Raw genomic sequence first — 13,923 nt, forward strand, 5'->3', positions numbered from 1 at the left:
GGCGACCCGGCGCTTCGGCTGTGTCGTTTGAACGGTTTGTCCCGCAACCTGTTCCGCGACGAAGGGGCGACCGGAGTCGTTCTCCGGAGGTGCTTTTCCGTGACCGCGTCGAATCCGATGGACGGAGGCGACACCGCCTGGGTGCTGGTGTGCGCCGCACTGGTGTTGTTCATGGTTCCCGGACTGGCATTCTTCTACGCCGGAATGGTCAAGAGCTGCAACACATTGGTGATGATCCAGCAGAACTTCGTCGCGCTCGGCGTGGTGACGGTGGTGTGGATCCTGATCGGCCACAGCATCGCGTTCGGCGAGGACACCGGTGCCGGATTGTTCGGCGATCTGAAGCTGTTCGCCCTGCAGAATCTGGACGAAGCGCCGCGCCCGGCACTTCATGTCGTCGTCCCGGGCATCGCGATCCCGACCCTGGCCTTCGTCGCCTATCAAATGATGTTCGCGGTAATCACTCCCGCGCTGATCACCGGCGCGACGGCGGATCGGCTGAAGATCGCGGGCTGGGTGGTGATCCTCGCCGTGTGGCCTGTCGTCGTGTACGCGCCGATCGCGCATTGGCTGTTCGACCCCGAGGGATGGCTCGCGGTCCGGGGAGCGCAGGACTGGGCGGGCGGCATGGTGGTCCACGCGTCGGCGGGGGCGGCCGCACTGGCGATCCTCCTGTTCCTCGGCCGGCGGACCGGTTGGCCCGGCACCGAGACCGTTCCGCACTCGGTGCCGCTCACGATGATCGGTGCCGGAATTCTGTGGTTCGGCTGGTTCGGATTCAATGCGGGAGATGGCCTGCAGGCAAACGGAATTGCCGCGCAGGCCCTGATCAACACCCATGTCGCGGCGGCAGCGGGGATGGTGATCTGGTCGATAGCGGAACGCTTCCGGCAGGGGCGGTCGACCGTGGTGGGTGCGGCGACCGGGGCGGTGGCCGGGCTTGCCACGATCACACCGTGCGCCGGATACGTCGACACTGCGTCGGCGCTGCTGATCGGGGCGGTCGCCGGGCTCGTGTGCCAGGTGGCGCTACGGCTGAAAGTGCTGTTCCGTTTCGACGACGCGTTGGATGTGATCGCCGTCCACTTCGTCGGTGGTGTACTCGGTTCCCTCCTGTTGGGCCTGTTCGGGAAGAAGGCGATCAATGGGATCGGAGCGGACGGGTTGTTCTTCGGTGGGGGCTTCTCGTTGCTGGGGAATCAGGCTCTCGCTGTCGTCGCGGTGGTCGCGTTCTCTTTCGTCGTCACACTCGTGATCGCGTTCGCGGCAGACCGAACCGTGGGCCTGCGCCTGCCCGCCGACGAGGAGTTCGGCTCGGACCGCCGCCGTCAGGGCATGGACGCGTACCGGTTCGCCCCGTCGTTCGTTGCCGGGGCCGGGCTGGCGTCGGGTGCTGTCGACGAGCCGCCGTTGACGGCGACGCGGATCGCCGCAGCGCCGTCGAGCGTCCAGTACCGCCTCGTCACGGTGCTCGTGCGGGCCATCGACGCAGGAGCGCTCGAGAGCGCGCTGCGGGAGGCCGGAGCCCGGTCGATCGTCGTGACGGAAGTTCACGCCCCCTCCACCCATCGCGACACGGTGGTGATGCGCGACCAGCGCAGTGAACTCGCGCTCGCGCAGCGACTGAAGGTGGAGGTGCTGGTCCGGGACACCGACGTCGAGCGTGTGCTGGACGCACTGGATTCCGCCACCATCGGAGGCCATGAGGGGTACGTGCAGCAGGCCGCGGAACCGCTCTCGCCACAAGCCCGTACGGACGAGGACCCCGTCAGCTGACGTGCTTCTCGAGCGGTACGGTGTTGGGGCCCACGACCAGCTGGCCGCGGTGCACCACCAGCAGCCAGACCGGTAGCACCGCGATGCACAACACCGGAATCACCCCGAACGACGCCACCATCGTCGCACCGATGAACAGGCCCAGCCAGCAACTGCGCACCGCCACCACGAGCGCGCCGAGGACCGCACACGAGATCGACAGTGCGAGCGGGACGGTGTCGAACATGGCATGCACCAGCAATCCGACGTTCAAGCCCACGAATACGGACGCGAACGTCCGGCCGCCGCGGAAGCCGCAGCTGGACGCGACGAGCAGCGCCACGAGGTTGATCAGCGCGTAGAGCGCGAGGCGGCCCACCGACTCGTCGGCAGCGCTCGCGGTGACCCGCCCCATGTTCTCGGCATCCTTGAAGAGTGTTGCGGGTCCGCCCACAGCGCCGAGCGCGCCGAGAACCGCACCGCCGAGCCCGATCGCGAGAACCGGGTTCGGCAGCGCGTGGAACAGCGCATGCATCCGGTGGAAGGCGGGGACGCCCATCAGGAAGAAGGCGGCGGTACCGACTGCGATGAGCGTGCCGATCAGGATGTGCCCGATGGTGGGTGCGCGGTATGCGGGGACGTCGACGACGAGCATCGGGCGATCGAGGAGGAACATCGTCGCGGTGCCCGCGCCGGCCGCGACGAGAGGCGCGAACATGTTCTCCCACAGCTCGCCTTTCGGGCGGCGGCCGGCCAGTTCGACGAACGCCAACGGCCCTGCCAGTGGGGTGCCGAACAGCACACCGATCGTCGCGGACGTCGTCAGCCACACGACGCGTTTGGTCGGCATCGTCGGCCACAGCCGCCCGAGGATCCAGGCAGCGACCGCGACGTTGATCGCGATGAGCGGATTCTCCGGACCCAGACTCACCCCGGCGCCCAGCGCGAGCGCCACGACGAGCGCCAGCGACGGTAGCGACCTGAGCGGAATCGGCGGTCCTACCAGCCCCGCGGTGGCGGGGTCGGGTCCACCGTGCCCGGGCAGTTTCCACACCAGCACACCCACCAGCAGTCCGATTCCGGTGAGTACCGCGAAGATCCACCATCGGGCGTAACCGTCGAACCCGATCAGATCGGGAATCCACCTGTAGAGCAGGTCGGTGACCCGGTCGGTGACGAGCACCATCGCGATCGGGATGACCGCGGCCGCGACACCCACGAGGACGGAGGGGACGGCCTCACGCGCGATCGTCCGGGTGCTCGGGAACACGACGTCCAACGGTGCCTCCGGTGCTTCCCTGCTCGACGGGTCGGAGCGCTAGTCCCTACACGCTACGACGCCGAGGCTGCCGGAGGTTCTCCCGGAGCAGATATCCGAGCACGACGAGCGTCGGAACACTCCAGATCCAGTATCCCCAGCCGAACATCATGAGTGCCACGTGGAAGACGATCGCGCCGATCAGTCCGAGCCTGGTCCACCGACCGCCCGCGAGGGTCAGCACGCCGATCGCCAGCTCTCCGGCCGCGACTACCAGACCCCACCCGGCAGGGTGGGCCATGAAGACGTCTCGCCACGCAGTCCGGACGAGAGGCAGATACGTCCGATCGGCGAACGGTCGGTACAACTCGGGGTCTGCCGCGACGATGCCGACGTGGATGCCGGCGGTGAATACGAAGAGACCGCCGACGAGCCTGCGGAGCACATCCGCAGCACGGCTCACGGCACGACGACAGCCCGACCGCGCAACGTTCCTGCCGCGAGTCGGCGGTACGCCTCGACGCCGTCGTCGAGCGCGAACCGCTCGACCGCGATGTCCAGGACACCCTGGTGCGCGAGGTCGATCAACTCGATGAGCTCGCTGCGTGAACCCCAGTACGGAGACGCGACATTCGTCTCGTACGCACCGGTGAAGAAGCCGACCCGGGCCGCGGACTTCCCGTCGCCGAGCCCGACGATCGTGACGTCGGACCCGACTCCGGCCACTGCGGTCGCGACGTCGAGCGTCGGCTGCACACCCACGAAATCGAGGACCAGCGCGGCACCGGCCGAACCCGTGATCTTCCGGACGTTCGCAGCGGCGTCGGCGTTCGACAACACGGTCTCGTGCGCGCCGACCTCGCGGGCGAACGCAAGCTTCTCGTCGTTGACGTCGAGGGCGATGATGCGTGCAGGGGACAGGTGGCGGAGCAGCTGGATGCCGACGTGTCCGAGACCGCCGGTGCCGATCACGACTGCGTACGAACCGGCGCGGAGCTTGCCGAGCGACCGTTTGATCGCGTGGTACGGGGTGAGCCCGGCGTCGGTCAGCGGCACCGTCGTGACGGGGTCGAGGTCACCGATCGGGACCAGGTGACGCGGCGAGTCGACGATCATGTACTCGGCGATCGCGCCCGGCGCGCCCAAGCCGGGTGGGGCGATGCCGAGTTCCCTTGCGCGGGAGCAGTAGTTCTCGAGCCCCTGCGCGCAGTGCCAGCAACGTCCGCAACCCCACGGCCCGTACACGACGACGTTCGTGCCGATGTCGAGGTCGGTGACGCCTGCGCCGACGGCGGCCACCCGGCCGGCGCCCTCGTGACCGAGTGTCATCGGCAGTTCGTAGCCGAACTGCTCGGCGGGCAGGCTCATGATGAATTCGTCCGAGTGGCACACGCCCGCAGCGGTGATCTCGAGCAGCACTTCACCGGCTTTCGGCTCGGGCGTCGGGATGTCGACGAGTTCGGGCTCCGCCCCGATACGGGTGTACTGGATCGCCTTCACAATGCACTCCTTCGATGGGCTCTCGCGTTCGATGGGCTCTCGCGTTCGATGGGCTCTCGCGTTCGATGGGCACTCGCGGTCGAGGACGTGTCGCGTCTCGAGCATCGCACGGATCCGCCGACTCGGGGGACAGGCCCCGTCCCCGGGCGTTAGGTTGCAGGACATGGGGGACGCGATCCCGGAACCCGAACACGTCTACGGCCGCCTGTCGGAGCGGGCGCGACTTGCGCTGCTTCGCAATCCGCAGGGCTTCGTGCCCCCGGAGTTCATCGGCCAGGTCATCAGTGTCTGCGGTGACGACAGCGTCTGCTACGTCACCTCCGACGACGACGTGCCGCACTTCGCGATCTTCCAGGGCCCACTGTCGGACTACCTGTTCGTCCGCCGTCAGTGTCTGGACGCCTGGTGGGACGCCCTCGAGCCGGGGGTACGTCGATCGCTGGCGAAGGGCGACCGCGTGTTCGACTCTTCTCTGGTCGACAGCGACTACGTCACACTGCGGCTGACCGGTGCGGATCTGCGCTAGCGGCCCGTCCGCGGCGTTTCGTCGCTGTGCACTACAGGTGCCGCGTCTACGGTGGATGCCGCCGATCGTCGGCGGCGAGCTCGATCCGGAAAGGTGTGATGGCGAGTGAACGCGCGGGAACCGGCAGAACGCTGGCTGCGCAACTACCTCACCAGCACGCTGACGCAGCACGACCTCGATCTCTTCCTGTCGGGCCTCGAGGAGTCGTTCACCACGGACATTCCCGAGTTGGCCGCGGACGCCGAACTTCAACGAGACCTACGAGCGGCGGTGCGCAGTCAGCTCGGCGCGTTCCTCGGTGCGTCCGGACAGTCCGCCGACGGATCGGCCGAGGCGCCGGTCTCCGTCGAGGCCCACGCGCTCGCCCGCACGGTCGCACAGCGGGGACTCGAGCTGCGGGTGTTGTCTCAGCTCTATCACGCCGGTCACCGAGCCATGTTGTCGTTCGCGACCGAGTTCCTGCAGCAGGAGGACCTCGACGCCCAGTTCAAACTCGAGGTCCTCACCACGATGTGGTCGCAGACCAGCGAGCTGCTCAACGCGATGCTCGACGAACTTGCCGTCACGTACGCGGACGAGCGGGAGCGGCTGCTGCAGGGCGCTTTCGCGTCCCGCGTGACCACGGTGCGCGAGATCCTCGACGGCGGTGGGGGCGTCGCGCAGTCGTCGGGACTGCTCGGCTACCCGTTGCGACTCACACACACCGCCGTGGTCGCGTGGGTCGACGACTCGACGGTGTTCGCCGGCTCCCTCGACCGGGTGATGTCACGAGTTGCGGCCGGCCGGCGCACCCTGTCGGTGCCGTCGGGTGCGCACGGCGTGTGGTCGTGGATCGCGCAGGACAGCGACGACCCGTGGGTCGTCGACCACTGTCGGATTCCGGACGGCGTCCGCCTCGCGGTCGGTGAGCGTGCTCCGGGAATCGAGGGATTCCGCAGCAGCCATCGTGAGGCGCTCGCGGCGCAGCGGATCGCCGAGGTCGGCAAGCAGCGAAAGGCCGTGACCAGCTACACCCACGTCGAACTGGTCTCGATGTTGTCGGCCGATCCCGACGCGATGCGCGCCCTCGTCGCCCGGGAGCTGGCCGGTCTCCTCGGTGAGGATCCTGCGTCCGAGCGTTTGCGGGACACCCTGCGCGCCGTGATGAACTGTCACGGCAACCATGAGGCCGCAGCCCGTCGGCTGGGAATCCACAAGAACACCGTCCGGTACCGCATGCAGCGGGCGGAAGAACTTCTCGGCGGCGACATTCTGGCGCGCAGGCTGAAACTGGAACTCGCCTTGGAGTGTTTCGAGGCATTCGGCGGATAACGGAGATCGCTGTCCGCTGGCACGCGATGAAACACTCACTGCCGGTCAGCCGCCGCTTCGGGATGCCGAGCTCGGTCGGCACGTGATCCGAGAATCGCCGTCAGTAGCGCAGCGGCGAGAAGGAAGAGCACAACACGCGAGCTGCGTTCCGCGCTGCCCAGGTCGGGCCACGTCAGTGCTTGGGCGATGACGGCGGTCAGGTAGAGCAGTATTGCCCCGGTCGAGAATCTGTTCATGGGTAGCTCCGTACGTGGTTGGTGCGTATGTGGACTTGGCGTGCAGCCGAATGGCAGACAATGTTGCCGAACTCGTGCATCCGGCGATAGCCGGCACGCTGTTTCGGGTGCCGGCTGCCGTGTCATGCGGCGTGTGGTCCGGCGCGGTTGTGGGCGGGGACGGGTTTCTTGTAGGGGTCGACGGTGCTCGGTGGTGTGAACCACGGGTGCCGGTCGGCGCCGATTTTCACGTCCCAGTGGCTGTGGTGGAGGAGTTGGTGGTGGTAGCGGCAGAGTAGGACGAGGTTGTCGAGGTCGGTGGGTCCGCCGTCTGCCCAGTGCTTTACGTGGTGGCCTTCGCAGTGGGCGGGTGGTGCGCCGCAGCCGGGGAAGGCGCAGCCGTGGTCGCGGGCGATCAACGCGCGGCGCTGTTTCTTCGACACGGTCCTGCTCGTTCGCCCCAGATTCAAGGGGACGCCGTCGTCCATGACGATGGGGGTGAGGTGGCAGTCGCACGCGATCCGGCGGGCGGTCGCGATCGACAGGGGCCCCGTGTGGGGCATGCGTGCGATGTCTTTGTCGCCGAACAGATCCGAATCGCTGTCTGGATTCACCCACTCGTGAGCCGACTTGCTGCGGGCGAGGTCGGCGGCGTTCACATGGAGTGACAGGTGTGGCCGCTCGCCGCCCTCGACGGGTGCTTCGCCGGAGTCGAGGTAGCGGCGCAGGATCTCGGAGAATGCGTCCGCCCGCTGCCGTGCCGGGGTGCGTTTTTCGGCGGGGTCGTCGACCGGCTTCCTCGGCTTGGTCAGTGCCGAGAGTGCCGTCAACAGCATCTCGCCGGTGACGGCGTCGAGGTCACCTTCGACCGCGACGCGTCCGTTCAACGTTTTCGAGGCGTGGAACTCGTTGCGCTCGGCGTCTTCGCTGGGCGGGAGTTCGTCGGATTCGAAGATCCGCTCCAACCGCGAGATGCAGGTGCGAACGGTCGTAGTGGTCGCGGCGGGACCGGACGCGGCGTCCAGCAACACCTTCCGGCACGAACCAAGCGCTTCGTTCGGCATGCCGCGCGGCGGGGTCTCGCAGAACTTCCCGATCAACGCCGCGTGCTCGGCGGAAATATCGCCGGCGTTGAAGGCGTCGGCGATCTCGGGCTGTCGGCTCAGCATCCGGCCCAATGCGAGGATCCGTGCGGCAGCCGGTACCTCCAGCAACGTGTTCGCAGCCAACCACTGCTTGACACTGCGAAATCCGAGGGTGTCGAACGAGACTGCGCGCTCGTCGATTTCGGCGACGATGGCTGCACGTAGTGCTTCGAGTTGTTCGATCGCGTGGCAGATGTCGAGGCCGGTCTGCACCAGCAGGATTTCTGGCAGTGTGTGCACGTCTCCTGGTCGCGGTGCGGTGACCGTGACCAGCGAATTGAGTCCCCCCGGATTCATGACCCAAGTCTAGTTCGAATATATGTTCGAGTCAATGGGGCTTCTCCTGCGTCAGACTTTCCGGGAGGTCCCGGCGTTGAAGAGCCGGGACGCGAGCCGGCGTGGGTGGGCGTATGGCGAGGTCGCGACGGACGAAGGTCCCGTTCGAGGTGAAGATGCGGATGTAGGTCGACCTCGGTTCGAATCACCCCACGGTCCTTCTGTGCCGAACTCAGTAGTCGTCGACGACGAGGTTGGGGAAGGTGTACCAGCCGTCCCCGATGTTGCGTGAGGCCGTGCGTTTCAGGGTGGCTTCGGAGAGGCCGTGAGGTGCGTAGATCCATCCCGGATTGTCGAACGGCGACAGTCCCGTTCGTGCATCGTGGAAGTACACCGAGCCATCGCCGCCGACATGGGCGTACGCGACGTCGAATCGTCCGATTCTTACGTCGCGCTGGTAGCGGCCGCCGCGAAGATTCTCGGGCTCGCGAAGTAGTTGGTGTGCAACCTCTTCGAACTCTCGTCGATGGTCGGCGAAGGTGGGACGGCCGAATGTGGATGCGCCGAGTGCGCACCCGGCAACGAGAAGCCAGACCACGATTGCCCATGTCCAGCGCCGACGCCGCGTCACGATGAGGGCTGCGACGACGGTCGCCACCACGGCTGAAAGCGCCAGTGCGGTGCGGGCACTCGCGCGTGCGACAGCGCTGTCGGAAGGGGACGGCCACGGGAGGTGCCACGCCACGGCAGTCATCACCGCTGCCGCGGCCACCGCCGCCGCGAGGTTGACCCACACAACCCAGCCGAGGGAGCCTCGGTCGTGGACCGGCCTCGCTTCGCACGCCATCCTCCGAGGATAGGTCGAAAAGGCGCGCCCTCAGCCGTAGTACGGCGGCTCGGTGTCGGGATCGTCGACCACGACGTCTACGCGGGTGTCCGCGACGAGCCGCGCGATCGCGTCGGCGCTTGCGCCGATCGTTGCGAAGTGTGGGTCGACGTCGCATGTGACGCACCACGCGTGATCGGCCGGCCAGACGAACGCGGGCGTGGGGGCTACCGTGTCCTGGAGCAGCTCCGAAACCTGTGAGTCCCAGTCGGCGACGTCGGCTAGTGATCCGCGGAAGAGGAAGTAGGCGCGGTTCGGGATCGAGATTCTCGGCATCGGATCGTCCCCGGAGAAGCTCGGCCATCCTTCCCAGATGCAGAAATAACAGTCGTCGGGCGTCGCGGTGTAGGGGGTCAAGTCCGCGAGAGCCACGCCCAGCTGTTCGTTGTCGGACAGCGCGCCCGGGGCGCGCCGGACGTCGCCCTCTGACTGCCCCGGAAAGCTCGGGTCGGGAATGAACCGTAGGCGCGCGTGCTTCTCGAAGTCGCGTGGGCCTCGTGCCGCCAGATGTCGCCAATCTTCGTCCGACCGCTCCAGCCACCGCGCGACCGTCAGGTCGGCACACCGCGTAATGCCCATCCGGAGATTATGGCGGCGACACCCGATTCGCGGCGCTACTCAGGGAACTCGGAATCCGCGGAACGTCACGTTTCGCCGTTGCCTGAACCCCAGACGGGTGTACACGCTGATCGCCTGGGCATTGGTGGCGGCGACGTGCAGGAACGCTCGTTCGCCGCGGGCCGCGATCCGGTCGGCGAGCGCTCGGACCAGGTGCGCGGCCAGGCCGTGGCCGCGCGCGTCCGGTGCGGTGCAGACGGCACTGATCTCCGTCCAGCCCGGCGGGCGCAGGCGCTCACCGGCCATGGCCACCAGAGCGCCGTCCCGGCGGATCCCGAGGTAGGTTCCGAACTCGGGTGTGCGCGACCAGAACGGACCCGGACGTGTTTCCGTCACGAGCGCGAGCATTTCCGGCAGATCCGCGTCACCGAGTTCGACGAGCGCGAATCCGGCGGGAAGCCCGTCCTCGGCAGTAGCAGGGTGCACGCCCGTGGGTGGCGCCAGCATCTGCAACCCGTCGAGGACGAAAACCGGCTCCCAGTGTGCCGGTGGGAGTTCCGGGCAGCTGAAGAGATCGGCGAAGCCGCCGGCCCCGAGCAGGCGGGCGAGATCTTCCCAATCCTCGGGTCGCGGGTCGGCCGGAACCGAGCAGAAGGTCGACACCTCGTCGGCGTACGCATTCGCCCGACCGACGGTGCGGGAGAGGTGGGCGTGAGCGCCGGTCAGCGAGAAGTGGACCGGGTGATCGAGCACCTGGTCGTCGGTCTCCTGCCACTGCGCGAGCAGTGCGCCGGAGTCCGATCGCCCGGCCGGGAGAGTCTCTGAGCGGGTATCTGGCGCCATGCGTCCCAGCCTCGCACCCGAGGATCCGGTCGGCGAAATCCGGTAGGTGCTCTCCGGCGGTGCTCACCGCGATCGACGTGCGTGGCGTTTGTGCCGACAGCACAATTCGCACCCGCCGTGCTGTGCCGAATGCCCAAGCGGCGGTCTGCGCGATCGTGTGATCATGGTCACGCGGATCGCTGAACGGTCCGCCTCGATCCCGAGAGAAGGTGTGCGGCGTGACAGTTCCCGGTGTCCCCGAAGGTTTCGATTTCACCGACCCTGACGTGTACGAGCGGCGGTTGCCGATCAGCGAGTTCGCGGCGCTGCGCAAATCGGCGCCGGTGCACTGGGTGGCACAGCCGCCGACCAAGGGCGGGTACGCGGACGAGGGCTACTGGGCGGTGTCCCGGCACGAGGACGTCAAGGAGGTCTCCCGCAACAGCGAGGTCTACTCGACCTGGGAGAACACTGCGATCGCGCGGTTCTCGGACGACATGCCGCGGGAGACGGTCGAGCTGATGCGGCACCTGCTGATCAACAAGGACGCCCCCGAGCACACCAAGCTCCGGAAAGTGATCGCCCGTGGCTTCACGCCGCGCGCTGTCCAGAGTCTGCGTCCGGCGCTGAAGGCGCGGGCGGAGAAGATCGTGCAGGACGCCGTGGCCGCGGGGTCCGGGGACTTCGTCGAGCAGGTGGCGTGTGAGCTGCCGCTGCAGGCCATCGCCGAGCTCATCGGTGTGCCGCAGGAGGATCGGCACAAGATCTTCGACTGGTCGAACCAGATGATGGGCTACGACGATCCCGAGTTCGCGCAGGAGTCCGCCACTGCGTCCGCCGAGATTCTCGCGTACTCGTACGCGATGGCCGAGGAGCGACGCAAGTGCCCGGCGCAGGACATCGTCACCACGCTCGTGGAGGCCGACGTCGACGGCGACGGGCTGGCGTCCGAGGAGTTCGGGTTCTTCGTGCTTCTGCTCGCGGTCGCCGGGAACGAGACGACTCGCAACGCCATTACGCACGGCATCATGGCGTTCATGGACAACCCCGACCAGTGGGAGCTCTACAAGCGTGAGCGTCCGGCGACAGCAGTGGACGAGATCATCCGTTGGGCCACGCCGGTCGTCGGATTCCAGCGAACGGCGTTGGTGGACACCGAACTCGGCGGGCAGACCATCCGCAAGGGCGACCGCGTCGTGATGTTCTACTCGTCGGCCAACTTCGACGAGGACGTATTCGAGGATCCGATGCGGTTCGACATCACCCGCACCGACAACGACCACCTCGCCTTCGGGGGCACCGGTGCGCACTTCTGCATCGGTGCGAACCTCGCGCGGATGGAGATCGAGCTGATGTTCAACGCGATCGCGGACCACATGCCCGACATCACCAAGCTCGGCGACCCGCGCCGACTGCGGTCCGGGTGGATCAACGGGATCAAGGAACTACAGGTCGACTACGCCGGCAAGTGTCCGGTGGCGCACTGACAACCGGAGTCAGTAGTCCGCCGGCGCGTCCGACCACCATCCCGTCAGAGGGCCGAGTCGGTCCTCCATCACCGGCGTCAGGGTTCTCACGTACGACGCGGTGAGGTGGTTCGAGTCCCGGTAGATCTGCACGTTGCCCTCGATCACCCGGCAACGATCCTCCCGGCACACGGCATCGGAGAGGTCGAGAGGGAAGACGGTGGGGAACGGGGCCGAGGCGTCCAGCGCGGGATCGATCGGGTCGAGGGCCTGCGCCCGGTCGATACCGCACGTGTCGGCGTTGCCGCCGCGTCGGGCCAGGCAGTCCGATGCGCGGTAGGCGACGCCGTCGGATTCCAACCACGGGGTGTCGCGCACGACGATCGTCGGTAGGTCGAGGTCCGTCAGGGCCTGCCACAACGCGAGGTAGGTGTCGGGGGTGTAGTCGCCGGCCGCACCCGGGCGGGGACGGGTGGAGGTGCTGAACACGATGTCGGGGCGCGAGGCGGCCACCGCGTCGAGAACGTCGAACGTCCACTCCTCGCATTCGCCGACGGGGGCGTCCGGTCCCGGCGGGAGCACTGCCGGGCATCCCACCTTCACGTACGTTTCCACCCGGAAACGGTGCTTGTGGCCCAGCTCGTCGAGCGCCGGTAGCCAGTGCTCGGCGTGCGAGCCGCCGATCAACGCGATGCTGCGGTCTGCCTCCGTGTCGCCGTACGTGCAGTTGAGAGCTTCGGTCTGACCGTCCTGGGACATGCATCCGTCGAGGGTGGTCGCGGGCAGGTCCGCGTGCGCCACGAAGCGTGACGGCTGCTCGCGCGCGAACTCGACGTCGGCGCCGGACAGCAGCGCGGCGGCGCCGGGGTACGCCGCGGAGTCGAGTGATGTCTGCTGCGCCCACTCCTCGGTGCGGCGATCGACGAACCCGGTCCACGTCACCGAGGCCGCGGCGAGCGCGACTGTGATCAGCGACACGACGCCGATCAGTGTGCCACGCACTGCGCGCGGGCCCGACGTCTGCCGGATAGGCGTCTCGATCAGGCGGGTGGTGAGTTCGGCGAGCGCAAGGGAGAGGCCGATGACGACGACGCCGCCGGCGAAACCGACATCCGGCTCCTCGCGCCAGACCAGGAACGCGATGAGGACCGGCCAGTGCCACAGGTACAGCGCGTACGCGATCGACCCCAACCGAACCAGGGGAGGTGACGCGAGCAGGCGGGTGGGGGAGGGATCTCGGTCGTCTCCCTCCGCCCCGGCGACGATGATCGCGAGTGCGGCACCGACGGGAACGAGCGCCCACGGTCCCGGGAACTGGCTTCGTCCGTCGAGCACCATGCCGCACGCGACGACGATCGCGAGCCCGGCGACCGCGAGGAGCACCCGCCACACCCGTGGCACCCGCAGATACGGGGCCGCGCAGGCCAGCAGACCGCCGACGAGTAGTTCCCACATCCGGGCAGCGGTGTCGTAGTACAGCCACGTCTGAGGCAGGTCGCTGGTCGTCGCGTAGGTCAGCGAGGCGATCGCGAGAACACCGAGCAGCATCGCGAGCGGTCCGCGAACCGTGATGCCACGTGCGCGGAGCAGCCACGCGAGCCCGAAGACGAGGACGAGCGCAGCCAGATAGAACTGCCCCTGGACGGATATCGACCACAGATGCTGCAGCGGGCTTACCGACGGGTCGGCGGCGAGATAGTCGCTCGCACTGTCGGCGAGGTGCCAGTTCTGCAGGAACGTCAACGACGCCGTGACCTGCCGCGCGGTGTCGAACCACTGGGTGGCCGGATGCATCGTGACGGTGAAGGCCACCACCGCCGCCAGCACGAGAACGAGTGGCGGCAGCAGCCTCCGCAGGACCCGCCGGACCACCGGAACCGGATCGAGCCGGCCTCCGGATTCCGCGGCCCGCAGCAGCGAGGCGACGAAGAAGAACCCCGACAGCGTGAGGAAGATGTCGACGCCGCCGGACACCCGACCGAACCAGACGTGGTAGACGACGACGAGACCGATCGCGAGACCGCGGAGTCCGTCGAGATCGTGGCGGTACGCGGCGCGGCCACGAGTTGCCGACGCCGACGGCCCGCCGAGGAGGGTTCGGTCGGTGGAGCGGACGGACACGCGAATCTTCCCGGGCAGACGACAGGGGGTCGACCGCGGCGGATTCCGCCGGCGGGGACCTGTCCAACGTACCTGCCGACCCGC

The 13,923-nt window shown here is 67.7% G+C and carries 13 protein-coding genes; 4 read left to right on the top strand and 9 right to left on the bottom strand.

What is annotated here, in order from left to right:
• The first annotated feature begins 99 nt into the window (after positions 1–99).
• Complete coding sequence (locus tag A6I89_RS04560) at positions 100–1,776, top strand: ammonium transporter (protein WP_022596478.1); 1,677 nt, start codon at positions 100–102, stop codon at positions 1,774–1,776.
• Here the strand turns inward: A6I89_RS04560 and A6I89_RS04565 are convergent.
• From A6I89_RS04565 to A6I89_RS04575, 3 genes are read right to left on the bottom strand one after another with little or no spacing between them, the layout of a single operon-like run.
• Entirely contained in the window at positions 1,769–3,025 is a 1,257-nt protein-coding gene (locus tag A6I89_RS04565; RefSeq protein WP_103143027.1) for an ion channel protein, read from the bottom strand. The genes A6I89_RS04560 and A6I89_RS04565 overlap by 8 nt on opposite strands.
• A 55-nt stretch (positions 3,026–3,080) precedes the next feature.
• A complete protein-coding gene (locus A6I89_RS04570; RefSeq protein WP_232244749.1) occupies positions 3,081–3,476 on the bottom strand; it encodes a hypothetical protein in 396 nt (131 codons plus the stop codon).
• The gene (locus A6I89_RS04575) at positions 3,473–4,513 is read right to left on the bottom strand and encodes an NAD(P)-dependent alcohol dehydrogenase (RefSeq protein WP_005512597.1); all 1,041 of its coding nucleotides are present in this window, start codon (positions 4,511–4,513) and stop codon (positions 3,473–3,475) included. The genes A6I89_RS04570 and A6I89_RS04575 overlap by 4 nt, the downstream gene beginning before the upstream one ends.
• Before the next feature lie 163 nt (positions 4,514–4,676).
• Between A6I89_RS04575 and A6I89_RS04580 the strand changes: the two genes are divergently transcribed.
• Together A6I89_RS04580 and A6I89_RS04585 are read left to right on the top strand one after the other, a co-directional pair.
• On the top strand, positions 4,677–5,039 hold the full coding sequence (locus tag A6I89_RS04580; protein WP_022596474.1) for a hypothetical protein: 363 nt from the start codon (positions 4,677–4,679) through the stop codon (positions 5,037–5,039).
• Between the two features lie 105 nt (positions 5,040–5,144).
• Positions 5,145–6,350, top strand: a complete 1,206-nt coding sequence (locus A6I89_RS04585; protein WP_022596472.1) for a PucR family transcriptional regulator — start codon at positions 5,145–5,147, stop codon at positions 6,348–6,350.
• Between the two features lie 35 nt (positions 6,351–6,385).
• Here A6I89_RS04585 and A6I89_RS04590 read toward each other — a convergent pair whose 3' ends face one another.
• From A6I89_RS04590 to A6I89_RS04610, 5 genes are all read right to left on the bottom strand, one after another.
• Positions 6,386–6,586: a hypothetical protein gene (locus A6I89_RS04590; RefSeq protein ID WP_022596470.1), complete on the bottom strand. Its 201-nt coding sequence runs from the start codon at positions 6,584–6,586 to the stop codon at positions 6,386–6,388.
• A 122-nt stretch (positions 6,587–6,708) separates the two neighbouring features.
• Entirely contained in the window at positions 6,709–8,007 is a 1,299-nt protein-coding gene (locus A6I89_RS04595; RefSeq protein WP_084978808.1) for an HNH endonuclease signature motif containing protein, read from the bottom strand.
• A gap of 211 nt (positions 8,008–8,218) precedes the next feature.
• The gene (locus A6I89_RS04600) at positions 8,219–8,833 is read right to left on the bottom strand and encodes a hypothetical protein (protein ID WP_044991136.1); all 615 of its coding nucleotides are present in this window, start codon (positions 8,831–8,833) and stop codon (positions 8,219–8,221) included.
• Positions 8,834–8,863: 30 nt separating this feature from the next.
• Positions 8,864–9,451, bottom strand: a complete 588-nt coding sequence (locus A6I89_RS04605; RefSeq protein WP_005512604.1) for a hypothetical protein — start codon at positions 9,449–9,451, stop codon at positions 8,864–8,866.
• A 39-nt stretch (positions 9,452–9,490) separates the two neighbouring features.
• Positions 9,491–10,273, bottom strand: coding sequence for a GNAT family N-acetyltransferase (locus A6I89_RS04610; RefSeq protein WP_005512605.1), 783 nt, complete (start codon positions 10,271–10,273; stop codon positions 9,491–9,493).
• Positions 10,274–10,491: 218 nt separating this feature from the next.
• Between A6I89_RS04610 and A6I89_RS04615 the strand changes: the two genes are divergently transcribed.
• Positions 10,492–11,739 carry a cytochrome P450 gene (locus A6I89_RS04615; protein WP_005512606.1) on the top strand — a complete coding sequence of 416 codons (1,248 nt, stop codon included), beginning with the start codon at positions 10,492–10,494 and terminating at the stop codon, positions 11,737–11,739.
• A 9-nt stretch (positions 11,740–11,748) separates the two neighbouring features.
• On the opposite strand, the gene A6I89_RS04620 is transcribed toward A6I89_RS04615, so the two are convergent.
• Entirely contained in the window at positions 11,749–13,839 is a 2,091-nt protein-coding gene (locus tag A6I89_RS04620; RefSeq protein WP_022596452.1) for an acyltransferase family protein, read from the bottom strand.
• Between the last annotated feature and the right edge of the window lie 84 nt (positions 13,840–13,923).

The organism is Prescottella equi, from assembly GCF_002094305.1.
GTDB classification, from domain to species: Bacteria; Actinomycetota; Actinomycetes; order Mycobacteriales; family Mycobacteriaceae; genus Prescottella; species Prescottella equi.